We start from the raw sequence: 23,712 nt of genomic DNA, 5'->3' as shown, positions 1-23,712 counted from the left end.
TATACTAATTGTATCATATCTACTGAAAGGAGACGCTTGTCCGATGGAACGAAAAATCATTCATATTGATATGGACGCCTTTTACGCTTCCGTCGAGCAACGCGATCGTCCTCGATTAAAAGGTGTTCCCGTCGTCGTCGGTGGACCGCCTCATGCCCGTGGTGTCGTAGCGACCTGTTCCTATGAAGCACGGAAATATGGCATCCATAGCGCGATGCCGTCACGACGCGCCTTTCAGCTCTGCCCTCGTGCGGTCTTCATTCGCCCTCGCTTTGACGTCTACCGGGCTGTCAGTGCGCAAATCATGGCGCTTTTCCGAGAAGTGACACCGCTCGTCGAGCCTCTCTCGCTTGATGAGGCGTACCTCGATGTCACGGAAAATTATTTTGATCAAAAAAGTGCAACCTATATCGCACAATATGTTCTACAGCAAATTAAAGAACGGACAGGTCTGACGGCCTCTGCTGGTGTTTCGAACTCTAAGCTCGTCGCGAAGGTCGCTTCCGGTTACGAGAAACCGAACGGGTTGACGGTCGTTCCACCAGAAGACGTTCTCAGTTTCTTATCCCCTTTGAAAATCGGAGACTTACACGGCGTCGGAAAAGTCACGGAACAGGCATTACGGAAACAAGGGATTGAAACCGTCGCAGATGTCCAAGCAATGCCCGTCGAACAATTACGAGCAATACTCGGACGCGATCGCGGAACGGAACTGCATGCGATGGCACACGGCATCGACGAGCGTCCGGTTCGTCCGGAACGCGAGCGAAAATCGATTGGTTCTGAGACGACCTTCGAAGAAGATACGGAGGATATCGATACGATATTCGAGACGTTGATTCGAGAATCAAAATCCGTCATTGCGAGTCTTCAAAAAAAAGAACTCGTCTGCCGGACGATCACGATCAAGTGGAAGACCGATACATTCCAGTCACGTTCGAAACGGCATACATTTTCAGAAGAGACAGCGGACGAAGAACGCTTACTTGAGGAAACAACAAAACTCTTCAATGGCATCACCTTCGACGGACCGATCCGCTTGATTGGTATGACGGTCAGTCACCTGACTACTCCTCCCGCTGCGCGACAGCTGACGTGGCAAGACTTAGACTTGCGCTTGTAAAATGAATGTTGATTCACTATACTAAATACAAGACCGATCAGACAAGGGAGGAACAAGCATGCAGTATACGATTACAGTCTTTTCAGATCGTGGTGAAACGTTACTCGATGACGTTTTTGAAGCAGAAACAGATGGACAGGCACGAGAAGAAGGGATTCGGCGTCTCAATGAGAGTGGGTACGCCCATCATGCCGCTCGCGTCACACGTTCAGGTCGTTTGATTCATTTCGAGCGCGCTTACTTGCCACGAATCGTTTCTGCTTCATCTTGAGCCATACAAAAAAGGAAGACGGCCATAATGGCGCGTCTTCCTTTTTGATGACTTATTGAACGTCGTCTTGTTGCTCCATCATTGGCGCGTAGAGTTCTTCTAACGGCTTCATGATGATTTGTGTGACTTCCGTCAACATCGTATGCATCCGTTGCTCTTCTTGCATCAGCTGACTGATTAATGGGTTGTTTTGGACTTCAAGCATCTTTGTTTGAGCAGACGCCATATCGTCTGGTGTGATTTCTTCACCTTGCATCTGTTTTTGTTGTAATTCGAGTTGGATGTTACGGAACGATGCGAACAATTCGTTTGATTCCGGATCCGCGTTAACTTGCGTGTACAAGTCTTTTAATGTCGTGTACTCCGAAGTTTCGCGTAATGCACGCTCCAGTGTGTACGCGTGATCGTATAAGTTTGTTTCTGCCATGAGTAAAACCTCCAATTTGTTTAGACGAGATAAAGCCCCGCCTGTATCAATCCAATTAAACCACCTAACAACCCTCCAAGCCAAGTGATAGCCCGGAATTCCCGTTTGGAAATCGATAAGACGATTTCCTCGAGATACGCAGTATCCAGCAAACCAACCTCTTCTCGAACAATCGTTTCGAGATCAAGCGTTTGTAGAATTTGCCCGATTTGATTCGTCGTCCGTTCGAATAGATGATCGATGACGACAGGGACATGTTGCTCGAGTAATTGTGACTCGAGGGGATTCAACCAGACGCGTAATGGTGTAGCAAGCATCGATTCGATCGGTAAACGCGCCAAGACTTGTTCTTTGACGGTCTGTCGAATCCGTGACTCCGTCTCTTCTGTCATATAAGACGACAGTGGACGATCCAGTCCCTTTTGCCATTCCTGACGTAATAAGGCAAGGATGAACTGAGACGTCGACTCTGATTGAAGTACCCGTTTCAGCTCCGGCTGAATCATATCAACGACGTTGACGTTCGCGAGCAACATCCCGAACATCCCACCTCCGAGACGTTGTTGGATGAAACGAGCAACCGTTTCCTCGAGTTGTAGACGTCCTTCTGGTCCATCAAAATATTCCTCCGCTTGGTGCAATACGGATGTGACGAGTCTTGGCATGACCTCTTCGATTTTTTGTTCTCCGGCTTCCCCGATCAACTCGCGTACGGATTTTTCACGCCATTTACCCATGAGGAGCGAAAACTCCTGCTCCAAGTGATAACTGATTTTTCCTTGGATCCGTTGTTTGGGTTCGTCGATGAAGCGACTAATCCACGCTTCCGTCGTCTCTTCCGAGCGTGTCCATTTCATGACTTCTTGTTCGACGAGCCGCGTGACAGCTCCACGAACAGCTGGTGATGCGAGACGTTTCCCGATCCCTTCTGGCGTCAAGAGATGCTTGACGACCGTCCGTCCGAGATTCGCTGCCAGTTCATCCCGCCGTTTAGGAATCAGCCCCGGCGTAAAGGGTACGCGAAATTTTCCGATGTATTTCGGTTCGAGTGGTCGAAATAACATCCGAATCGCTAGATGATTCGTGACTGCGCCAATCAGGGCCCCAATGACGATGATTCCGACAAGTTTCAATACGAGTAAAAACGTATCTGACATAAGTTATCATTCCTTCCGATTTTCGACTTATGGTAAAGTCGAGATAGTTATGTACGATTTAGGAGTGATGCCGTTTGTTACGACAACTGATGACTGTATTCAATGACCAGCTTACGACCGATCCGAATGTTTATTGCCAGGAACAGTATAGCGTATATCGACTTGAAGATGGACTTTGTTTTGGAATCAAGGCGACTGCCATCTCTGACCGTGAACAACAACTGCTTGATGTATTCGCTGAACGCATCATCACGACGTCGCGGTCTGATATCGATCTATGGCGAGAGCGTATCCAATCTGCTCATGCCCTCGAAGATCAATCGTTCCGACTTGTCCATTTTTTGTTCAATCCAACCGATGAACGGACAAGTGAAGAAATTCAACAATTGCTCTCCTCTTTCTTTTCGCAGACGAGCATCCTTATTCCTTTTAGCACACACCGCTTCACGGTCGTTGAACGCGAAGAGTTTGTCATCGAGTCAGAACTATCCGATTTATTTTTAGCATTACAATCTGATTTTGTACTCGACGGTAAGGTATTGCTTGGTCAACAACGTGCTGCAGGTGATATCGCTGTTCAGTTCCAACTTGAACAAGCAGCGCTTGCTCTCGTTCCTTCGATGCAAATCGAACGTTTCTTGCCTGCCATGATCCGTCTTGCAAGTCTAGATGACCGGCACCGCGCGACACTCGTCAATCAGTTCATCCGTTCCCTCGAGCCAGAGTCTCGTGAGACAATCCTTGCTTTTTGTCGAGCTAATTTGAACGTCTCCCTGACAGCAAAACATCTATTCTTACATCGAAACAGCCTCCAGTATCGACTCGACCGGTTGACGGAGCAGACTGGAATCGATGTTCGCTCATTTGAAGGTGCTACTTTCCTCTATACCTTACTTCTTGTAGCATGATGCCTAATTGAAAACGTTTGCATTTAGTCAGGTTGTCCATAGGCAGACTCCCTGACTTCTTTTATACTAAATCTTGTAAGCGTTATTATTTCATCATTTACATTAGGGGGAACTACACATGGCTGAAATTCGTCTTGAACATATCGATAAAATCTACTCAGGTGATGCAAAAGCGGTTGATGACTTCAACCTTCACATTAAAGATAAAGAATTCATCGTCTTCGTCGGACCATCAGGTTGCGGTAAATCAACGACGCTCCGGATGATCGCTGGACTTGAAGAAATCTCAGGTGGGGATTTCATCATCGACGGTAAACGCATGAACGATGTAGCGCCAAAAGATCGCGATATCGCGATGGTCTTCCAAAACTACGCGCTGTATCCACACATGAACGTCTTCGATAACATGGCGTTCGGATTAAAGCTTCGGAAGTTCCCAAAAGATGAAATCAAGCAACGCGTCGATAACGCAGCTCGTATCCTTGGTCTTGAAGAGTATCTCGAGCGGAAGCCAAAAGCACTTTCTGGTGGTCAGCGTCAACGGGTAGCGATTGGTCGCGCCATCGTTCGTGATGCTAAAGTCTTCTTGATGGATGAGCCGCTCTCGAACTTAGATGCTAAATTGCGTGTACAAATGCGTAAGGAAATCATTCAGTTACACAAACGTCTTGAGACGACAACGATTTACGTTACGCACGATCAGACGGAAGCGATGACGCTTGCGACACGAATCGTCATCATGAAAGCGGGTATCATTCAACAAGTCGGTACGCCGAAAGAAGTCTATGATCACCCGGATAACATGTTCGTCGCCGGATTCATCGGTTCACCATCGATGAACTTCTTGACAGGTAAACTAGCGGAAGACGGTCTCTTCCATGTTTCAGGAACAGAAGAGAAGTTTGAAGTACCAGAAGGAAAAATGAAAGTTCTCCGCGACCGTGGTTACACGAACAAGGATCTTGTCCTCGGAATTCGTCCAGAGGACATCCATGCGGAATTGATCTATCAAGATACGAAAACAGCACACCGCTTCCCAGCACATATCGAAGTCTCCGAATTGATGGGTGCAGAGTCTTACCTCTACTCAAAAGTCGGACAACAAGCGTTCACGGCACGTGTTGATTCTCGTTCACACGTCGAGATGGGATCGCAGCTTGATCTCTTCTTCGATATGACGAAAGCACACTTCTTCGATGCTTCAACAGAAGCAACGATCCGTTAATCGCATCATTAATCAGTTCCGATGTTTCAGACTGTCCTTTTAAGGGCAGTCTTTTTTATTGACAGACGTTCCTGTAACTTTGTATGATACTGCTTGTAGCTTAAAATTAATCCTATTCGAAAACTAGGAATTGAAATCATTTATTTATAAAGGAGAGAGCGCTATGAAACACGGTTTGAAATTAGCTGTAGCAGCATTATCAACAGCGGGGGTGCTTGCAGCATGCGGCGCTTCGAACGACAACGCAGGTTCTGATAAAGAGTCAAAAGTCATTACAGTCGGTACAGAAGCAACGTACCCACCTTTCACGTATAAAGAAAAAGGAAAATTGACAGGTTATGACGTAGACGTCATGAACGAAGTCGCAAAACGTGCCGGCTATAAAGTCGATTACAAAGCGATGGACTTCAAAGGACTCATCCCAGCACTCGATTCAAAACGAATCGATGTCATCGCGAACCAAATGGGAATCACGCCTGAGCGCCAAGAAAAATACGCTTTCTCTGATGCGTATACGGTCTCTGGTTCAACGATCATCGTCAACAATAAGACAAATGACATCAAAACACTCGACGACTTAAAAGGAAAGACAGTCGGTTCGACACAAGGTTCACTCTATGCTAAAACGGCTGAAGAAGCTGGTGCGAAAGTGAAATACTACAAAGGTGCGAACCAAGTCTTAAAAGATCTTGAAGCAGGTCGTGTTGATGCTGCCATGAACGATCGTCTCTTCGTCTTGACGGAGCTGAAGAAAGCAGGCTATAAAGTCAAAGCGGTCGGTGAGACGTTCGACAAGAACGAATCAGGCTTCATGATGGCGAAAAACAGCAAGTATACAGAAGACTTCAACAAAGCACTCGCTGAGATGCAAGAAGACGGCACTCTTGCAAAAATCGGTGAGAAGTACTTCAACGAGGATATCAGTAAGTGAGTGAATTACTGACGATTGTTCGGGATAACTCGGACGTCTACGCAAAGGCGATTGGTACGACCCTTCTTGCAAGTGGTCTCGCCATCGTCTTTGCGCTTATTCTCGGGTTGATTCTTGCCGTCATGCGTGATAGCCGCCTTGCCGTCTTTAGCGGTTTTGCACGTTTATACGTCTCCTTCTTCCGAGGAACACCATTGTTGTTACAAATCCTGATTTTATACAATGGTCTCGTTGTCCTTCAATTGACTGGATTCCAAGCTCTTGCCTTCGGCTTATCGCTTCACTTTTCTGCGTATATCTCAGAATCGTTCCGCGCTGCCATCTCCTCTGTCGATCGTGGACAATGGGAAGCAGCTGATTCGCTCGGTATTCCGCGTCGTAAGACATTCAAGGATGTCATCTTGCCGCAAGCATTATCTCGAGCGATTCCACCGCTTTCGAACTCTGTCATCGATATCATCAAGTCGACATCACTCGGTACGATTGTTGCTGTTGAAGAATTGACATATGTCTCTGACCAGATTTCAGCGACGACGTATCTCGTCATGCCGTTGCTGCTATTCTCAGCTGCGATTTACTGGATCATGTCAACACTCATTCAAAGTGTTCAACATCGCTTAGAGGCACGATTCAGCATTCCAGAATGAATTTTCCACACTTGGAACCGTCAGGATTTCAAGTGTGTTTTTTTTAGATTTTTTTAGGTTTAGCACTAGGCAATCCGGGAATAATCAAGTATACTAATAAAAATCAGAATTATCTGACAACTTACAAAGGAGCGTGGCCGAGATGAAACAAGTAATTGAAGCTTTCCGTAGACAAGATGCAGAGCAGCGAATTCCAGTGCTACGTCTCGAAATCGATTATGAGCTCAGTACGCTCTTCGATGCGATTCAAGCCAATGACCAAGCTGCCATGTCAGCAAGTAAAGATCGTTTAGATAAATACCGTCAGGAGATGCTTCGCTTAGAAGCTTAACCTCATAGATCCCCCATCTCTCCTCCCCCTTGAGATGGGGCTTTTTTTGTTTATTTTTAAATAGAAAGAACACTCTGTTCATAAACGAAAGAGAGGAACGCTTCCGGATGATATATCAGAAACGAACCTCTCACTTTGTTTTATTAATGGCACACGTACGAATCGATTCGTTTCTGTCTCAAAACCACTTAATCGACGTCACGACCACGTGATGCCTTCAAAATCTCAAACCACTGCTCGCGTGTCAACGATAATTTCGTCGAACGAACCGCAGATTCGATGCGTTCAATCTTACCCGAACCAACGATTGGCATGATACGTGCTGGATGTTTAAGCAACCATGCATATGCGACTTCGTCGATTTCTTCTGCCCCGATCGTCTCTGCAATCTCAGCTAATTTTTCGCGTAACGGTGCATATTGCTCATCTTTGAAGAGACGACCGCCCGCAAGTGGACTCCATGCCATTAACGGCATCTCATTCTCATGACAGAGATCAACGGATCCGTCCTCGAAATGTTTCAGTTCAGAAACCGACAACTCGAGTTGATTCGTCACGAGCATGAATGGTAAGCGCGACTGAATCAGACTTTGTTGCGCAGGTGTATGGTTTGAGAGACCAAATGTCCGTACCTTTCCTGCGTCCTTCAACTCTACGAATGCTTCAGCAATCTCGTTCGGGTCCATCAATGGATCTGGACGGTGAATCAACAACGTATCCACGTACTCGACACCGAGTTCTTGCAGAGAACGGTTCACCTGTTTGATGATATGCTCTTTCGTCGTATCGTAGAATGACAGCGACTGATCCGAGAAATGATTCCCTTTCATCTTGATGCCCGTCTTCGTAACGATCTCCATTCGGTCACGTAACTCCGGTTTTAAAGCAAGTGCTTCTCCGAATAAGCGTTCATTCGTGTAGTCACCATAGATATCCGCGTGATCAAACGTCGTAATCCCTAAAGCAAGGCATGCTTCAATCAATTCAAGCCGCTCTTCTTTCGTCATCTCCCATTCACTCAATCGCCATAAACCATGAATGATGCGTGAGAATGATAAATCTTCTGTTAGTTGAATCCGTTCCATCTATCTTCCACTCCTCTATCGTATAAACTCTATCTCGTTTACTGTACCTCAAAATGGTACCGGTTGCACGGATTTCACTTTTTGATGCTCTGAGACAAAAAAACAGGACCCCGTCGATGACGTGATCCTGCATGGGACTTATTGAATTTGTTCGACTTCTTGCATGACTTCATCTTCGATCTGCTGACGTTTTCGTGTCGTCTCAGCAGCATCTGGTGACGTGACGCTGAAGTAGAATTTGATTTTTGGTTCCGTGCCCGATGGACGAAGGCAGAACCACGATCCATCGCTGAGCGTAAACTTCAGTACGTTGGATTTTGGCAAGTTGATTGGTGAAGGTTGATGCGTCTTCAAATCGTGGGCGATGCTCGCATCATAGTCCTCGAATAAAACGACCTGTTCTCCAGCCACTTGTTTTGGCGGATTCTCACGGAACGTATCCATGATACGCCCGATCTGTGCCACGCCATCCTTCCCTTTGAGCGTTAGAGAGCGGAGTGACTCTTCGAAGTACCCGAACTGCTCGTAAATCGCCTGTAACGCCTCATAGAGCGTCCGTCCTTCTTTCTTATGGTACGCAGCCATCTCAGCAGCTAACAAGCACGCTTGGACGGCATCCTTGTCTCGGCAGAAGTCACCGATGAGGTAACCATAGCTCTCCTCGTATCCGAAGAGATACTCATATTGACCCGATGCATTGTATTGTTTGATTTTTTCCCCGATGAACTTAAAGCCTGTCAATGTGTTCTCGACATGGAGATCATAATGACGCGCAATCAACGCGCCGAGTTCCGACGTAACGATCGTCTTCGCGACGAATCCGTTCGCTGGCAGTGTTCCTTGCGCCGCTTTTTGTGAAAGGATGTAGTCGAGCAATAACGCGCCCGTCTGATTCCCTGTCAGGACTGTCCATTCTCCGTCGGCATCACGTGTTGCGACTCCGACACGGTCAGCATCTGGATCCGTCGCAATCAAGATGTCGGCATCTGTCCGGTCACCATATTCGATCGCCAGTTTAAAGGCAGCATGTTCTTCCGGGTTCGGCGACGTCACGGTCGGGAACGCACCGTCTGGTTCCGCTTGCTCCTTAACGACTGTCACGTGTTCGAATCCATACCGTTTCAAGCCTTCTGTTACCGGCACAAGACCTGTTCCGTGAAGTGGTGTGAAGACGATTTTAAGTGGATCCGCTAATTGCGATTGAATCGAAGGTAAAACACGAATCGTTTGTAATTTGTCTTGATACGCTTCGTCGAGCTCTTCTCCGACACGGACGATCAAACCGTTCGCGCGAAGGACTTCTTCTTGCTCCAGTTCAATCGATAGCTCATCTTCGATTTGGCTGACATAAGAAACGAGTTCATCTGCTTCTTTTGGCGGAAGTTGTCCACCGTCATCCCCATATACTTTGTAGCCATTGTACTCTGGTGGGTTGTGACTTGCCGTGATGACGATCCCGCCCGCCGCTTGTAAAGACCGAACCGCAAACGAAAGTTCCGGTGTCGGACGTAGACCGTCGAACAGATACGCTTTGATGCCGTTGCTTGCGAGCGTACGTGCCGCCTCTAGCGCAAATTCTGGTGAGAAATGGCGTGAATCGTGTGCGATGACGATTCCTTTTGCTGCCGCTTCTTCCCCCGACGCCTTAATGAATGCTGCGAACCCTTGTGATGCTTTTCGGACCGTATATACGTTCATCCGGTTCGTTCCGACACCGATTTCCCCACGCATACCACCTGTTCCGAATTCGAGTTCTTTATAGAATGCTTCTTCGGCTGCTTTTTCATCCGTTGCTAACGTGACTAACTCTTCTTTTAATGTGCTATCTAAATCAGCGAACTGATCCCATTTTTGATAGGTTTCTTTCCATGACATGGTAAATCGACTCCTTTTTGAATGAGGGTAAGACTTGCGATGAAGCGATACCTTTCATATGATTAACACTAGAAAGGGTAAGGTGATGAGGCATGTTTCCTACGATTCAAATGGCAGATCTTCAACAGCTCGTCCGAACGGATCAGATTCGCTGGTTTGACTGCCGATATGACTTGCAACAACCTGAATATGGACGAAATGCTTTCTTGGAACAACACGTCGAAGGTGCACAGCACCTGGATTTAACGACTGACCTTTCCGGTCCCGTCGATGAGGTCGGCGGTCGGCATCCGCTTCCTTCAAAAGAAGCGTGGCAACACACACTGGAACAGCATGGTGTGACACCGGAAGACTTCGTCGTCTTGTATGACGATGGTTTTCCGTATGCCGCTCGTGCCTGGTGGTTATTTAAATGGATCGGACATGAGCGTGTCGTAGTCCTTGAGGGCGGATTCTCCTCTTACCTAGCGTTCGATCTTCCGGTCACGGACGACGTCCCTACTTATGAACCGTCTCAGTACGCGCCTCGTTTTCAAGATGAGATGCTCGTCTCGTTCGAAGAGCTAAAGCATCAGCTGACAGAAACGATGATCATCGATTCCCGTGCACCCGATCGATACCGTGGAGAAATCGAACCACTCGATCACGTCGCCGGCCACATCCCAGGTGCCGTGAATTGTTTCTTTGAGCAAGCACTCTCACCAGATGGTCGCTTACGGGACGCGGAAGATTTGAAAGAACTGTACGCCGACATCCTACCGGTCACAGCCCCTATCCTCTATTGTGGAAGTGGTGTGACAGCGTGTGTCAATGTCATCGCTCTCCATTCACTCGGGAAAACCGATGTCCGGCTTTACGCCGGCTCTTATAGTGATTGGGTCAGCCGTGGTGAAGATGTCTCCCGTTCGTAAGTATCAGACACTGACAGAAACATCTGTCAGTGTCTTTTTGTTCAGAGTTGAATCGGTTTGATGTTCCAAATCGCATTCGCATACTCTTTAATCGTTCGGTCACTTGAGAACACACCTGACCGTGCAATATTAAGAATGACGCGTTTATACCATTCTTCTGGTTGCTGATACATCCGATCGATTCGTTCCTGCGCTTGTTGATACGACATGAAGTCTTTCAGGATCAGATACTCATCATTATACGTCAATAACGAATCGTAAATCGCTTGGAATTCACCTGGAGCAAATATTGTTCCATCGACGAGACTATCAATGATCCGTCGTAGCTCGGGTTGGGCACTGTATTGATCGTATGCACTGTAACCACCGTACTGCTTATAATTCATGACTTCCTGCGGTGTTAAGCCGAAGATGAAGATGTTCGCATCCCCGACCTCGTCTCGAATTTCGATGTTTGCTCCGTCAAGCGTTCCGATCGTCAAGGCGCCATTCATCATGAATTTCATGTTGCCGGTTCCAGAGGCTTCATAACTTGCAGTCGAAATCTGTTCACTGACGTCACTTGCCGGGAAAATCTTCTCAGCAAGCGATACTCGATAGTTTTCTAGGAAGACGACTTTCAAGTATGGACTGACGTCTGGATCCTGATTGATCAAGCGAGCTAACGCATTGATATAACGAATGACTTCTTTTGCATAATGATAGCCTGGCGCAGCCTTTGCACCAAAGATGAATGTCCGCGGTGTCATCGTGAAGGAACGGTCTTCCTTCAGACGATAGTAAAGCGAATGAATGTGTAACGCATTCAAGAGTTGACGTTTGTACGCATGCAATCGCTTGACTTGAACATCAAAAATCGAGGTCGGATCCACGACGATCCCGGTTTCTTTTTCAATGAGTAATGCTAGTTCTTCTTTACGCTGAAGTTTGATCTCGGCGATGTCCTTCTGTAATGCTGGATCCTCTGCCCATTTCGTCAACTTTTGCAAATCGGACGGATGCTGAATCCAACTATCCCCGATTGCTTCCGTCACACGATTTGCCAGTGCTGGGTTTGATGAGAGGAACCAGCGACGATGTGTAATTCCGTTCGTCTTATTGTTAAAGCGAAGAGGAAACATCTCATAAAATAAGCGCATCTCGCGTTGCTTCAGAATCTCCGTATGAATCTGCGCGACTCCATTCGTCGAATGTGTGCCGACGACAGCCAGGTTCGCCATGTTGATCCGGTCATCCGCGATGATGGCGATATCTCGCATATGCGCTTCCATGTGTGGATAGTTCGCAAGCACATCCTTACAGAAGCGTCGGTTGATTTCCTCGATGATGAGGTAGATGCGCGGTAACAAGCGACGGAACAAATCAATCGGCCAGCGCTCGAGTGCTTCTGACAGTAACGTGTGGTTCGTAAACGACATGACACTCTTCGTGATCCGCCATGCTTCTTCCCAGCCAAATCCTTCTTCATCGATAAGGATCCGCATCAACTCCGGAATCGCGACGACCGGATGCGTATCATTAATATGGATGGCGATATGGTTGCCGAGTTGCTTCAGTGAATGATTTCGCTTTTTAAAGGACGTCAAGATACTCCGTAATCCAGCAGAGACGAAGAAGTATTGTTGCTTCAGACGCAACTCTTTTCCTTCATGCGTCGTATCATCCGGATACAGAAACTCTGAAATCGTCTGAATCGACTGTTTATGTGCCAGTAAATCCTTATAGTTTCCACGGTATTGGCTAAGTAATTCATCATCATCAAGTGGAGACTCAGCACTCCAGAGTCGCAGGTTATTAACAACCTTGTTTTGATAGCCGACGATCGGCATATCGTACGGAACAGCACGGACGATTTCAGCCGGTTCATGATGGACGCGATATCCATCACCGACCTCTTCAAGCCAAACGTGTCCACCGAATGGCACATCGACCGCTTTATCAGAACGTCTGATTTCCCACATGTTTCCGTTCTTCAGCCAGTTATCCGGTAACTCGACTTGATAACCATCGATGATTTTTTGCTTGAAGAGACCATACTGATACCGGATCCCGTTTCCGTGTCCAGGAAGACCGAGCGCAGCAAGGGAATCAAGGAAACACGCCGCGAGACGTCCGAGACCCCCGTTCCCAAGTCCAGGTTCCGGCTCTTCTTCCGTCAAATCACTGAGCTGATATCCGAGTTCTTCCAGTCCCCGCTCCACATCCTTTAAGACATCAAGACTCAATAGATTGTTATGCAGGAAACGTCCGAGTAAAAACTCGAGTGAGAAGTAATAGACTTGCTTACTTTTTTTATGGATATATGTTTCCTTCGTCCGTAACCAATCGGTCGTGACCGTCTCGCGTACCAGATAGGCAAGTGTCTGATAGATATCGTTTTCTGTTGCTTCCGTTATGGCTTTACCATGCATCGAAACGAATCGTTCCGTAAACCTCTCCTTGAACTTCTCTTTATCTTTGAACATGACGTAACCCCTTTTCCCAGTGATACGATCAAGTGGCGGACGGTGCAATCAAACGATATAACGCCAAGTATTCGTCGGCTGAACGCAACCAACTGAAGTCCTCATTCATCGCTGTCTCAATCAAATGATCAAAGACCGGTCGATCATGATACACCTCAATCGTACGTTTAATCGCTTCTAAAAACTCATGTGCATTATAATTCGCGAACGAGAATCCATTTCCTTCTAATGTGAACTGATTGAACGGTTTGACCGTATCACGGAGCCCACCTGTTTCCCGAACGACCGGTAAACAGCCATACTTCATCGAAATCAACTGACTGAGACCACACGGTTCAAAACGCGACGGCATCAAGAAGGCATCACTGCCCGCGTAGATCCGTTGTGCGAGACCAACGTCAAATCCGATATAAGAAGCGATTTTGTCTGGACGAATCGATGTCGCATGATAGAACAATCCTTCATATTCCGCTTCACCCGATCCGAGAATGATGAACTGCGCATCGAGTTCGAACAAGTCTGGCAAGATATGCGCGAGTAAATCGATTCCCTTTTGGTCAACGAGACGAGATACGAAACCGAACAACGGTACGTCCGGATTAATCGGGAGACCTAGTTCCTCTTGTAAGGCCGCCTTGTTTTTTGCTTTTCCTTCCGTGACGGTATCAACGGAATATGTCTCAACGAGATGCGTATCTTGCGCAGGATCAAATTGACGATAGTCGATCCCGTTCAAGATGCCACGCACGTCGACAGCGCGATGTTGCAGAACCGGCTCAAGTGTCTCACCGTAATAGGGATCCATGATTTCATCACGGTACGATGGACTGACTGTCGTGATTTGATTGGAGTGGACAAGCCCTGCCTTCATGTAATTGACGAGACCGTTGTGAGCGATCCCATCCGCTGTGAAATGTTCATGACTCAAACCAAGTAAGTCACCGAGCACTTCTTCCGGGAAGACACCTTGGTATTGTAGATTGTGAATCGTAAAGACCGTTTTAATGTCTTGATAGCGCTCTAAGTGTTGATAATGGATGCGTAGGAACGCTGGAATCACGCCTGTTTGCCAATCGTGACAATGGATGACGTCCGGTACTTCCTTTCGATCCAGGTGTTGAATCATCTCAAGGACGGCACGTGAGAAATAGGCAAACCGTTCCGCATCATCGTAATGTCCATAAATGACGCCATCCCGTTTGAAGTAGTACTCATTATCGATGAAATAGAACGTCACACCATCTTGTTTCAATCGGAGGACGGCACCAAATTGCTGGCGCCAACCGACTGGCACGATGAAGTCGAACAAGAACTCCATCTCTGATTTGTATTGTTCCTTGATTTGACCATAATTGGGTAAGACGACTGAAACGTCTGCCCCTTCCTCAGCAAGCGCTAAGGGGAGCGAGCCGACGACGTCAGCTAGCCCCCCTGTCTTGATGAAGGGTGTCGCTTCCGTGGCAGCAAACCATACCTTCATGAATGACATCTCCTTTAAACGATTGTTTGTTTTTTGATGACGATTGGCTCTTCTGCCGTTCCGCGGATGACTTGACCGCGTTTGACAGTGACTTCTTTATCGAGAATCGCGTACTCGACGACCGCGCCTTCTTCAATGACTGATTTTTGCATGATGATCGAGTTCTTGATGCGAGCGTGTTTTCCGACTTTGACACCACGGAACAAGATACTATCCGTCGTCGTGCCTTCTAACTTACAACCGTTTGCGACGAGTGAGTTCTTGATGGCAGAACCCGGTAAGTAACGCGTCGGTGGTTCATGCTTGATTTTCGTATAAACGTGTTGGAAGTCGTTGATTGCTCCCCACTGTTCAAGTAACAGCATGCTTTCACGGTAATACGAACGAAGCGAATGAATGACTTGTGATGTACCACGGTACTCATACCCGTGAACGTGCAAGCGATTGAGCTGCGAACGAATGATGCTTTGAAGTAAATCGTACTCACCACGTGCGATGGCTTCATCGATTAAACGAACAAAGAGATTCTTCGATAGGACGACCGTTTCCATGTAGAACGTCTCATCCGTCGGTTGGAACCCTCGTGATCCGATTGCCGTCACGCGGTTCTGTTCGCCAAAACGGATCGGACGGCAGTATTTACAAGGCAACTCACGCTTCGTATAGACGACCGTGATGTCCGCATTCGATTCTTTATGTTCGCGTAACACATCGCGATAATCTACAGCAGATAAGATGTTTGAACCAGAAACGACGACATAGTTTTCCTTACTGCGAAGGAAGAAGTCACGGTGGAGGTGGAAGTTCGATAAATCTCCACGGAACTCGTTCGCATCTTGTGACAATGCAGGCGGGAAGATGTAGAGTCCACCGTTTGAACGGTCAAGATCCCACTCTTTACCCGATCCAAGATGGTCCATCATTCCACGATATTTCTCGAGTGTAAAAATCCCGATGTTTGCGATATCGTTTTGTACCATGTTCGTTAATGTAAAATCGATCAACCGATAACGTCCTGCAAATGGAACTGCCGCTAAGTTACGATGTTCCGTCAATTCCTTGAAAAAGCCTTCTTCTCCGCTTAAATTGATGACACCTAATAAATCGACCTTCATCCGAATATCCCCCTTATTGAATCGCTTCTTTGATGACTTCGTTCTTCTTGACGATGCTGTCTGCTTCAATGACGAAAACTTCTCCGTCTGGAGAGCCGATCGTTGCACCATCTTCTACGATCACACCGTCTGCTAAGATTGCCCGATGAATCGTGACGTCTCGTCCGATTTTGACGTTCGGGAAGATGACCGAGTCTTTGACGAGTGATCCTTCTGCTACGTCGACACCATGGAAGAGAACCGAATGATTGATTTCACCTTCGATATGGCATCCTTCATTGATGATCGATGTCTCGACTGTCGCAGCATTCCCGATATATTGTGGTTGCTGATTCGGGTTGACCGAATAGACTTTCCAAGAAGGATCATATAAATCAAACTCTGGTTCTGCCGTCAACAAGTCCATATTCGCTTCCCAGAGCGATTGAATCGTTCCGACATCTTTCCAGTATCCTTTAAATTTATAAGCTCGAATATTGAGGTTTTCAAAGAGCATGTTCGGAATGATGTTCTTACCGAAGTCAAAGCTTGATTCCGCATCACCAGCATCTTGAATCAAATGACGTTTTAATACATCCCAGTTAAAGACGTAGATTCCCATCGATGCAAGATTCGACTTTGGATTCTGTGGTTTTTCTTCGAATTCATTAATCCGGAGATCATCATCCGTGTTGAGAATTCCGAACCGTGGTGCTTCTTCCCACGGCACTTCACGAACGGAGATCGTCACGTCCGCTCCGCCAAGACGATGCTCTTCAATCATCTGTTCATAATCCATTTTATAAATATGATCGCCTGATAAGACAAGAACATAGTCAGGGTCAAATTGGTTGATGTAACTCATGTTTCGATAAATGGCATTTGCCGTTCCTTCATACCAGTTCTTTCCGTTTTGCGCCTGGTAAGGAGGTAGAATCGTCAAACCACCGTTACGTCGATCTAAATCCCATGCACTCCCGATTCCGAGATAGCGGTTTAATTCAAGTGGTTCATATTGCGTCAATACACCAACTGTATCGATTCCTGAGTTCGTACAGTTCGATAGCGGGAAATCAATGATCCGGTACTTTCCTCCAAATGCAACAGCTGGTTTTGCAGTATGTTTCGTTAAAGCTCCCAGACGTTTCCCTTCTCCGCCTGCAAGTAACATCGCAACGACATTCTTTTTAGCCATTTCGTCCCCTCCATTTATGCTCTTTTTTTTCAGACAATTCGCGTTGTAAAAATCCACAGATACTTCTATATACCCAATCTTTTCTCTTTTTAATATAACATTCCTGCAAAATAGGTTTATTAAAATACAAAAATCGAAAAAAAATCTATTGATTTCTCCATAAAAGACCGATAATAGGAATGAAATGGCTTTTTGAAAGGAGTTCTCATGCGAATTACTACAGGATATCTTGTCTTACTTGGTCTTGCGACGATGCTTCTATTTTCCTTATTTTCAATAAAAGATGAGTTGAAAACAGCACGTACACTTTTTTTCTGGGCCGATGAACAGACGACGCGACATCCACTGACCTCCTATCAACCAATCACCGTAACCTATGAAAACAAACGGGTCGAGCTCTATGACGGATTGCGACGGGATGATCTAACTCCTCGAACATTGCCGAAAAAAATCGAGCAAGCGTTTGTTGCCATCGAAGATCAGCGTTTCTATCAACATGACGGATATGACATCACAGGAATCTTACGCGCGTTTACAAAAAATCAGTCGGATTCTAAATCTCAAGGTGGCAGTACGATCACACAACAACTAGCAAGAATGACGTATCTATCAAACGAAAAAACATATACTAGGAAAATAAAAGAGTTGTTAATTGCTGTGTCTTTGGAGCAAAAATATTCAAAAAAAGAACTGATGACGGCGTATGTCAATCAAGCCTATTTCGCGAATAATATTTATGGTATTGAACTTGCCGCAAAATCATATTTCAATAAGCCGGCACGCGAGTTGAGTTGGTCTGAAATCAGTTTTCTGACAGCAATTCCGAACAATCCTTCTCTTTATGACCCGCTACGCTTTCCTGAAAACACAAAAAAACGTCAGCAACGAATCGTTCAAGCGTTAATACGCGATCGTGTACTGACGAAAGATTTTGCTATTTCTCGTGTGTCGCCTCGATCCTATAAACCGAGTGTCCCTTATCCAGATTATATCGATGCCACCGTTCAAGCTGCGGTTCGGATGACCGCTCAAAAAAAAGGTTGGAGTGAGAAGCGTGCTGCAGAATATCTGCATCAACAAGGGGCGGTCATCTCGACATATCTCGACTCAGCAGAACAACGACGGGCTAAGGAAGCTCTTCGCAATCTACCCAACCCGATTGAGGGTGCTTATGTTGGCATCGACGGACAAACACACGGGGTCACCGCTCTTGTCGGCTACAAATCGAATTTGACAGGTCAGTTCAACCGAGCAGTGCAGTCGTACCGACAACCTGGTTCAGCCATCAAACCGTTACTTGTCTATGGTCCTTACCTTGAGAAGACGAAAGCCCGCTTATCGAGCACATTAGACGGTAGTCCCGTCTGTATCGATGGATACTGTCCGTCAAATAGCGGAAATCGAATTCTCGGACAAGTAACGATTGCCGATGCGATTGCTTACTCCTATAACACACCAGCGATTCGCGCATTTGCTGTCTCTTTCCGGGAAGGATTGAAGTCGATCCGTCCGTTCCAGTTCAGCCAATGGACGCGCGAGGATGATGCGTTTACGAGTGCTCTAGGTGGGTTGCAATACGGAATCAGTCCGTATGAACTGACAAACGCCTATACCGTATTCGTTAATGATGGGCTCTACCGACCGGCGTCGATGATTAAAAGTATTACGCTTAAGAATGGAACGGTCGAACGACCACAAGAAAAGGAACAACGGATTTGGTCCAGTCAGACGAACCGGGAATTACGGGCTGGTTTGAAAAATGTCATGACGTATGGAACGGGACGCAAAGGATATGATTCCTCTGCGCGCTATATCGGAGGAAAAACAGGAACAACGAACGACAATAAGGATATGTGGTTCGTTGGCATCAAGAATCAACATATCGGAGGGATTTGGCTAGGGGCAGATCGCCCACGTCCCTTCCCTGTTGAGGCAAATGCAACGCTACAGGTCCAGACGTGGGCGACGATTTTACGTCCTTAAATCAACTCGGAAATAAAATCGCTTCCCCGAACGAATTGAATAAAGTCAGACCGACCCAGGATAGACCAGCAAGCAGAACACCCCAGGCTAAGAAAGAAAAGATAATCAAACCAACGGCTCCTGCTGCACTCGTCATTTTACTGATTTGTATCGTGTAAAAGATGAAGTAGATGAAAAAAGACACAAGCAACACGATTCCGACATGCAAGAAGGACGTCATGAAGGCAAAGCTAACACAACCTCCGATAAGTAGCAAAATACTTCCCGGACGTAACATGCCGAGTGTCGTTCCCTCTTGTTCCTTGATGAAAAAGGCGAAACCGAGCTGATTGATCGTATCCGATAATAATTTCAATGAACTGAAGATCATGAAGTAGACAATCAAAAAGCCGAGCCAAACGACAAGCTTCGTATCGCGTGCCGTCAAGAGTTGTAACAATTCATCGTACACTCCGACTTGATCGAGCCAATGTAGTGCAAGTTCCGTCGTTGCAATCGCAAGGGACGTACTAAATAACAAGATGCTGATCAGCGGAGCATAACTTAATAGGTAAACATTCGTACGCATGTGGAGTCTCCATTCATAGAAAATTCATATGTAGCACACAATTTCACTTACAGGTATACTATAATAGATTATATCGGTTCAAGAGACTGAAGGGGGAAACAAAAATGGCATTTATCTTAATGGTCGGCGTAAGTCTTGCGTTTTTGACAGCAATCTTCACTGCAGGCTACAACAAAAAACCTGAAGGTAACGAATAATTCATAAAAGCTCCATCCTGATTCAGGATGGAGCTTTTGCTTTATAGAAGACCTGCGTATCCTTGCTGACGCAATGCTTCATAGACGATGATCGCTGCCGTGTTCGAGACGTTCAGTGAACGAACGAGATTCGATTGGGGTAGACGGATACAACGCTCTGCGTTCGCATCGATGACTTCAAGCGGCAATCCTTTTGTTTCCCGACCAAAGACGAAGAAATAATCCTGTTCGACATCCGATAAGTCGATCTGGCTCGGGTACTGTTCTCCATATTTCGTAATATAGTAGAAAATACCTTCCGGATGCTTCTCCCACAGTTCTTCTAACGAATCATGATAACGGACATCGACGAATTCCCAGTAATCGAGACCCGCACGTTTAAGTTGCTTATCGTCCGTCGAGAAGCCGAGCGGTCGGATCAAGTGAAGGACGGAATGCGTCGCTGCACATGTGCGTGAAATATTTCCTGTATTTTGAGGAATCTCCGGTTGATACATAACGACATGAATAGCCATGGTTTAATTCTCTCCTATCTCATGCGCTAAAAGCGCTTCTTTATGGGCAATCCCACTTGCAAAACCCGTCAGTTTACCAGTCGCCCCGATGACACGGTGACACGGATAAATTAACGCAATCGGATTCCGGTTCAAGGCACCACCAACGGCTCGTGCTGCCTTTGGTTTCCCAATCATTCGAGCCAGTTCACCGTAACTGATCGTCTGACCAAACGGAACGGTTTGTAAAGCGTGCAATACTTGCTCTGCAAATGGTGTGACATGCAACTGACAAGGAAGTGCATCAAGCGCTTGTCGATCGCCGACTGCGTAACGATCAAACGCCATGCGCCAAGCTTTCGGTAATTCACCGTCGTCGGTTTCTTCTTGCAAATAGGTTCGAGCACGCTCTTCATTCAATCCAAAATCGAGATACACGATGTGCTCTTTTTCCCATGCGACGAGCAAGGTACCAAATTCATAAGTGAGCTGTTGAAATGGCATCTGCTTCCCCCCACTCCTCAAGTAACCGTTGTCCTTCGGTTTGCACATCCACTGCAATATCGGCTAAAAGACGTGATTCGATGTACGACTTCTCATCAATTCCGCCAATCCGACCGACTGCCCAGAGTGCCAGTGCCCGCATGTCTTCCCGGGCATCCGTTTCTATCATCAATCGTAGCGCCTCAATCGCGCTCTTGTCTCGATAATGGACGAGCGCACAAATCGCATTACGCTGAATCGGCTTCTTTCCACGCCATGCGCCAGACAACGTACCGAACCGGCTCTTGAACTCACGATTACTCATGGATAAGAGTGGAACTAAGAGCGGTTTGACTTGTTCTGGATCCGGCTGCAGTTCAACATGATGTGTCGCATTCTTCTTCCGGTTATACGGACATACTTGCTGACACGTATCACAACCGTACAGACGGTTCCCAAGCGCCATTCGGAATGGTTCTGGTAGTAGTGTTTTCGTCTGCGTCAAAAACGAGATGCACCGTTTAGCGTCGATGACGCCAGGTTCAACAAGCGCATCCGTTGGACAAGCGTCGATACACTTATTGCATGTCCCGCATAATTCTTCGACTGGCTGATCCGGCGGTAGGACGATATCTGTAATCAGTTCACCAAGATAGAGATAGGATCCGTGCTCCTCACTGATGATCGAGCAGTTTTTCCCACTGAATCCGATACCTGCTCGTTCTGCTACTGCACGATCGACGAGTTCTCCTGTATCGACCATCGAGCGTGTCCTTGCACCTGGACTCAATTCTTGAATTTTTTCTTCAAGTAACGTCAAGCGTTCGCGCAACGCTTGGTGATAATCCAGTCCCCAGGACGATCGACAAAAGATTCCCCGTCGCTCCCCTTCCTTGCCACGAGGTGCATTTTTGAGAGTACTTGGATACGCGACCGCAATGGCAATGATCGAAGCGGCATCTTCAACGAGTAGAGACGGTGTCGTTCGAAGATCGAGATCGGGCTCTTCAAAACCAGAAGCGAATCCTTTTTCTTGTTGCGCTTGCAAGCGACGTTTTAAGACAAGAAATGGATCAGCCGTCGTCACCTTCAATTCATCGATCCCAATCTCTGCTGCGTACTCTTGTAAAGTCAATTTCAATTGCATACCATCCATCACGATCTACTCCTTTCCTCGTTAAAATCCCGTTCCTAAACAAAAAGAGCAAGGTGTCAGCGAAAACGACACATTGCTCTTTTTTGGTAAGCGGGTGAAGGGAATCGAACCCTCGTCATCAGCTTGGAAGGCTGAGGTTTTACCATTAAACTACACCCGCATGATCAGGTGAAACATCAGATTGTGTAAAAAGTATAAAGCGGGTGAAGGGAATCGAACCCTCGTCATCAGCTTGGAAGGCTGAGGTTTTACCATTAAACTACACCCGCAAGATACCGGTGGTCGGAATCGAACCGACACTCCAAAGGAACACGATTTTGAGTCGTGCGCGTCTACCAGTTCCGCCACACCGGCACAATCTCTTGCAAAACTATTTAATTGAGAAATAGTTGGAGGCGCCAGTCAGAATCGAACTGACGATAAAGGAGTTGCAGTCCTCTGCCTTACCACTTGGCTATGGCGCCACTCATTGGAGCGGAAGACGGGATTCGAACCCGCGACCCCGACCTTGGCAAGGTCGTATTCTACCACTGAACTACTTCCGCTTGAAAAGCTGGGCTGGAAGGGATCGAACCTTCGCGTGCTGGAATCAAAATCCAGTGCCTTACCACTTGGCTACAGCCCAATAATAAGAGGGCGACTGATGGGAATTGAACCCACGAATGCCGGAATCACAATCCGGTGCGTTAACCACTTCGCCACAATCGCCATGGTAAACAGGGGCAGCAGGAATCGAACCCGCGCTGACGGTTTTGGAGACCGTAGTTCTACCGCTAAACTATGCCCCTATGGTGGTGGGGGGGGGCGGATTCGAACCGCCGAACCCGAGGGAGCGGATTTACAGTCCGCCGCGTTTAGCCACTTCGCTACCCCCCCACAAATGGGAAAATCATGTTGTTAATAAAGATGGTGGCTTTGGACGGAATCGAACCGCCGACACAAGGATTTTCAGTCCTTTGCTCTACCAACTGAGCTACAAAGCCTTAACAATGGCGGTCCTGACGGGATTCGAACCCGCGATCTCCTGCGTGACAGGCAGGCATGTTAACCGCTACACCACAGGACCGTATGTAATTGCGGGGGCCGGATTTGAACCGACGACCTTTGGGTTATGAGCCCAACGAGCTACCAGACTGCTCCACCCCGCGACGCTATAAATGGTGACCCGTACGGGATTCGAACCCGTGTTACCGCCGTGAAAGGGCGGTGTCTTAACCGCTTGACCAACGGGCCATTATGAATTGAAAGTGATGATGGCGGAGAGCAAGGGATTCGAACCCTTGAGACGCTTTTGACGCCTACACGATTTCCAATCGTGCTCCTTCGGCCACTCGGACAGCTCTCCATTGTACGTGGTGAAGAAGTAATAAATGGCTCCGCAAGTAGGATTTGAACCTACGACCTACCGGTTAACAGCCGGTTGCTCTACCGCTGAGCTATTGCGGAACGATCGCCTGGCAGCGTCCTATCCTCACAGGGGGAAGCCCCCAACTACTTTCGGCGTTCAAGTGCTTAACTTCCGTGTTCGGCATGGGAACGGGTGTGACCACTTGGCTATCGCCACCAGACATTTATTATCTTAACATTATGTTCGCATAACGTCAAGACTTTTTTTCATTTTTTTGAAAGGCTCGCGCCCTCAAAACTGAAGTCATCAACAAGCATCTGCTAGAACAAGGCCTCGACCGATTAGTATCACTCAGCTC

At 47.0% G+C, this 23,712-nt stretch carries 21 protein-coding genes, 15 tRNA genes and 1 rRNA gene; 9 read left to right on the top strand and 28 right to left on the bottom strand.

Translation table 11 applies throughout. The features are described from left to right. The first annotated feature begins 43 nt into the window (after positions 1-43). Both dinB and ITJ88_RS09865 read left to right on the top strand, forming a co-directional pair. Complete coding sequence (gene dinB, locus ITJ88_RS09870) at positions 44-1,123, top strand: DNA polymerase IV (RefSeq protein ID WP_133207900.1); 1,080 nt, start codon at positions 44-46, stop codon at positions 1,121-1,123. 58 nt (positions 1,124-1,181) lie between these two features. Beyond that, entirely contained in the window at positions 1,182-1,394 is a 213-nt protein-coding gene (locus ITJ88_RS09865; protein WP_195865562.1) for a YhzD family protein, read from the top strand. 52 nt (positions 1,395-1,446) lie between these two features. Here the strand turns inward: ITJ88_RS09865 and ITJ88_RS09860 are convergent, their stop codons facing one another. Together ITJ88_RS09860 and ITJ88_RS09855 are read right to left on the bottom strand one after the other, a co-directional pair. Further along, entirely contained in the window at positions 1,447-1,821 is a 375-nt protein-coding gene (locus ITJ88_RS09860) for a YlbF/YmcA family competence regulator (protein WP_023467337.1), read from the bottom strand. 20 nt (positions 1,822-1,841) lie between these two features. After that, the gene (locus ITJ88_RS09855; RefSeq protein ID WP_087679746.1) at positions 1,842-2,978 is read right to left on the bottom strand and encodes a DUF445 family protein; all 1,137 of its coding nucleotides are present in this window, start codon (positions 2,976-2,978) and stop codon (positions 1,842-1,844) included. Between the two features lie 74 nt (positions 2,979-3,052). On the opposite strand from ITJ88_RS09855, the gene ITJ88_RS09850 reads away from it, so the two are divergent. The 5 genes from ITJ88_RS09850 (at position 3,053) to ITJ88_RS09830 (ending at position 7,020) form a co-directional block, all read left to right on the top strand. After that, positions 3,053-3,886, top strand: coding sequence for a PucR family transcriptional regulator (locus ITJ88_RS09850; protein ID WP_087679745.1), 834 nt, complete (start codon positions 3,053-3,055; stop codon positions 3,884-3,886). A gap of 118 nt (positions 3,887-4,004) precedes the next feature. Next, positions 4,005-5,111 carry an ABC transporter ATP-binding protein gene (locus ITJ88_RS09845; RefSeq protein WP_035409428.1) on the top strand — a complete coding sequence of 369 codons (1,107 nt, stop codon included), beginning with the start codon at positions 4,005-4,007 and terminating at the stop codon, positions 5,109-5,111. Between the two features lie 163 nt (positions 5,112-5,274). Continuing rightward, positions 5,275-6,042: a transporter substrate-binding domain-containing protein gene (locus ITJ88_RS09840; RefSeq protein ID WP_047396216.1), complete on the top strand. Its 768-nt coding sequence runs from the start codon at positions 5,275-5,277 to the stop codon at positions 6,040-6,042. Beyond that, positions 6,039-6,689 carry an amino acid ABC transporter permease gene (locus ITJ88_RS09835; RefSeq protein ID WP_023467332.1) on the top strand — a complete coding sequence of 217 codons (651 nt, stop codon included), beginning with the start codon at positions 6,039-6,041 and terminating at the stop codon, positions 6,687-6,689. The genes ITJ88_RS09840 and ITJ88_RS09835 overlap by 4 nt, the downstream gene beginning before the upstream one ends. Before the next feature lie 142 nt (positions 6,690-6,831). Next, positions 6,832-7,020, top strand: a complete 189-nt coding sequence (locus ITJ88_RS09830) for a hypothetical protein (RefSeq protein WP_023467331.1) — start codon at positions 6,832-6,834, stop codon at positions 7,018-7,020. Positions 7,021-7,208: 188 nt separating this feature from the next. Here the strand turns inward: ITJ88_RS09830 and ITJ88_RS09825 are convergent, their stop codons facing one another. Together ITJ88_RS09825 and ITJ88_RS09820 are read right to left on the bottom strand one after the other, a co-directional pair. Beyond that, positions 7,209-8,105, bottom strand: a complete 897-nt coding sequence (locus tag ITJ88_RS09825) for an aldo/keto reductase (RefSeq protein ID WP_195865561.1) — start codon at positions 8,103-8,105, stop codon at positions 7,209-7,211. Between the two features lie 138 nt (positions 8,106-8,243). Continuing rightward, a complete protein-coding gene (locus ITJ88_RS09820) occupies positions 8,244-9,980 on the bottom strand; it encodes a phospho-sugar mutase (RefSeq protein WP_195865560.1) in 1,737 nt (578 codons plus the stop codon). A gap of 92 nt (positions 9,981-10,072) precedes the next feature. On the opposite strand from ITJ88_RS09820, the gene ITJ88_RS09815 reads away from it, so the two are divergent. After that, positions 10,073-10,891: a sulfurtransferase gene (locus ITJ88_RS09815; protein ID WP_195865559.1), complete on the top strand. Its 819-nt coding sequence runs from the start codon at positions 10,073-10,075 to the stop codon at positions 10,889-10,891. Between the two features lie 41 nt (positions 10,892-10,932). On the opposite strand, the gene ITJ88_RS09810 is transcribed toward ITJ88_RS09815, so the two are convergent. The 4 genes from ITJ88_RS09810 to ITJ88_RS09795 are packed head-to-tail and all read right to left on the bottom strand — an operon-like array spanning position 10,933 to position 17,125. Further along, on the bottom strand, positions 10,933-13,356 hold the full coding sequence (locus tag ITJ88_RS09810) for a glycogen/starch/alpha-glucan phosphorylase (protein ID WP_195865558.1): 2,424 nt from the start codon (positions 13,354-13,356) through the stop codon (positions 10,933-10,935). A 28-nt stretch (positions 13,357-13,384) separates the two neighbouring features. After that, positions 13,385-14,836: a glycogen synthase GlgA gene (gene glgA / locus ITJ88_RS09805; protein ID WP_195865557.1), complete on the bottom strand. Its 1,452-nt coding sequence runs from the start codon at positions 14,834-14,836 to the stop codon at positions 13,385-13,387. A 14-nt stretch (positions 14,837-14,850) separates the two neighbouring features. Further along, the gene (gene glgD / locus ITJ88_RS09800; protein ID WP_195865556.1) at positions 14,851-15,951 is read right to left on the bottom strand and encodes a glucose-1-phosphate adenylyltransferase subunit GlgD; all 1,101 of its coding nucleotides are present in this window, start codon (positions 15,949-15,951) and stop codon (positions 14,851-14,853) included. A 13-nt stretch (positions 15,952-15,964) separates the two neighbouring features. Continuing rightward, positions 15,965-17,125 (bottom strand): glucose-1-phosphate adenylyltransferase, encoded by a 1,161-nt coding sequence (locus ITJ88_RS09795; protein WP_058265030.1) that lies wholly within the window; start codon positions 17,123-17,125, stop codon positions 15,965-15,967. A gap of 207 nt (positions 17,126-17,332) precedes the next feature. Between ITJ88_RS09795 and ITJ88_RS09790 the strand changes: the two genes are divergently transcribed. Next, complete coding sequence (locus ITJ88_RS09790) at positions 17,333-19,108, top strand: transglycosylase domain-containing protein (protein WP_195865555.1); 1,776 nt, start codon at positions 17,333-17,335, stop codon at positions 19,106-19,108. Between the two features lies 1 nt (position 19,109). Here the strand turns inward: ITJ88_RS09790 and ITJ88_RS09785 are convergent, their stop codons facing one another. The 20 genes from ITJ88_RS09785 to rrf all read right to left on the bottom strand — a co-directional run bounded on the left by ITJ88_RS09785 (position 19,110) and on the right by rrf (position 23,574). Continuing rightward, the gene (locus ITJ88_RS09785) at positions 19,110-19,676 is read right to left on the bottom strand and encodes a DUF5366 family protein (RefSeq protein ID WP_195865554.1); all 567 of its coding nucleotides are present in this window, start codon (positions 19,674-19,676) and stop codon (positions 19,110-19,112) included. Between the two features lie 238 nt (positions 19,677-19,914). Next, on the bottom strand, positions 19,915-20,388 hold the full coding sequence (gene trmL, locus ITJ88_RS09780; RefSeq protein WP_023467320.1) for a tRNA (uridine(34)/cytosine(34)/5-carboxymethylaminomethyluridine(34)-2'-O)-methyltransferase TrmL: 474 nt from the start codon (positions 20,386-20,388) through the stop codon (positions 19,915-19,917). 3 nt (positions 20,389-20,391) lie between these two features. Further along, positions 20,392-20,871 carry a methylated-DNA--[protein]-cysteine S-methyltransferase gene (locus ITJ88_RS16430; RefSeq protein WP_195865553.1) on the bottom strand — a complete coding sequence of 160 codons (480 nt, stop codon included), beginning with the start codon at positions 20,869-20,871 and terminating at the stop codon, positions 20,392-20,394. Further along, complete coding sequence (gene queG / locus ITJ88_RS09770) at positions 20,846-22,006, bottom strand: tRNA epoxyqueuosine(34) reductase QueG (protein ID WP_195865552.1); 1,161 nt, start codon at positions 22,004-22,006, stop codon at positions 20,846-20,848. The genes ITJ88_RS16430 and queG overlap by 26 nt, the downstream gene beginning before the upstream one ends. Before the next feature lie 89 nt (positions 22,007-22,095). Then, a tRNA-Gly gene (locus tag ITJ88_RS09765) sits at positions 22,096-22,166 on the bottom strand. A 38-nt stretch (positions 22,167-22,204) separates the two neighbouring features. Continuing rightward, positions 22,205-22,275: transfer RNA gene (locus ITJ88_RS09760), tRNA-Gly, on the bottom strand. A 4-nt stretch (positions 22,276-22,279) separates the two neighbouring features. Beyond that, a tRNA-Leu gene (locus ITJ88_RS09755) sits at positions 22,280-22,360 on the bottom strand. A gap of 36 nt (positions 22,361-22,396) precedes the next feature. Beyond that, a tRNA-Cys gene (locus ITJ88_RS09750) sits at positions 22,397-22,470 on the bottom strand. A gap of 6 nt (positions 22,471-22,476) precedes the next feature. Next, a tRNA-Gly gene (locus ITJ88_RS09745) sits at positions 22,477-22,551 on the bottom strand. 8 nt (positions 22,552-22,559) lie between these two features. Then, positions 22,560-22,631: transfer RNA gene (locus ITJ88_RS09740), tRNA-Gln, on the bottom strand. A 10-nt stretch (positions 22,632-22,641) separates the two neighbouring features. Continuing rightward, positions 22,642-22,714: transfer RNA gene (locus tag ITJ88_RS09735), tRNA-His, on the bottom strand. Between the two features lie 9 nt (positions 22,715-22,723). Continuing rightward, a tRNA-Trp gene (locus tag ITJ88_RS09730) sits at positions 22,724-22,794 on the bottom strand. A gap of 4 nt (positions 22,795-22,798) precedes the next feature. Further along, a tRNA-Tyr gene (locus ITJ88_RS09725) sits at positions 22,799-22,882 on the bottom strand. 31 nt (positions 22,883-22,913) lie between these two features. Beyond that, positions 22,914-22,989, bottom strand: a tRNA-Phe gene (locus tag ITJ88_RS09720). Positions 22,990-22,996: 7 nt separating this feature from the next. Continuing rightward, positions 22,997-23,072, bottom strand: a tRNA-Asp gene (locus ITJ88_RS09715). Between the two features lie 8 nt (positions 23,073-23,080). Further along, a tRNA-Met gene (locus ITJ88_RS09710) sits at positions 23,081-23,154 on the bottom strand. Positions 23,155-23,164: 10 nt separating this feature from the next. Further along, positions 23,165-23,239: transfer RNA gene (locus tag ITJ88_RS09705), tRNA-Glu, on the bottom strand. A gap of 21 nt (positions 23,240-23,260) precedes the next feature. Beyond that, a tRNA-Ser gene (locus ITJ88_RS09700) sits at positions 23,261-23,351 on the bottom strand. A 26-nt stretch (positions 23,352-23,377) separates the two neighbouring features. Continuing rightward, positions 23,378-23,452: transfer RNA gene (locus tag ITJ88_RS09695), tRNA-Asn, on the bottom strand. 6 nt (positions 23,453-23,458) lie between these two features. Continuing rightward, positions 23,459-23,574: ribosomal RNA gene (rrf, locus tag ITJ88_RS09690) — 5S ribosomal RNA — on the bottom strand. Positions 23,575-23,712 lie beyond the last annotated feature (138 nt).

The organism is Exiguobacterium abrahamii (genome assembly GCF_015645365.1).
In the GTDB taxonomy this organism is placed as follows: domain Bacteria; phylum Bacillota; class Bacilli; order Exiguobacteriales; family Exiguobacteriaceae; genus Exiguobacterium_A; species Exiguobacterium_A abrahamii.
This window is presented reverse-complemented; position numbering and strand designations above follow the sequence as displayed.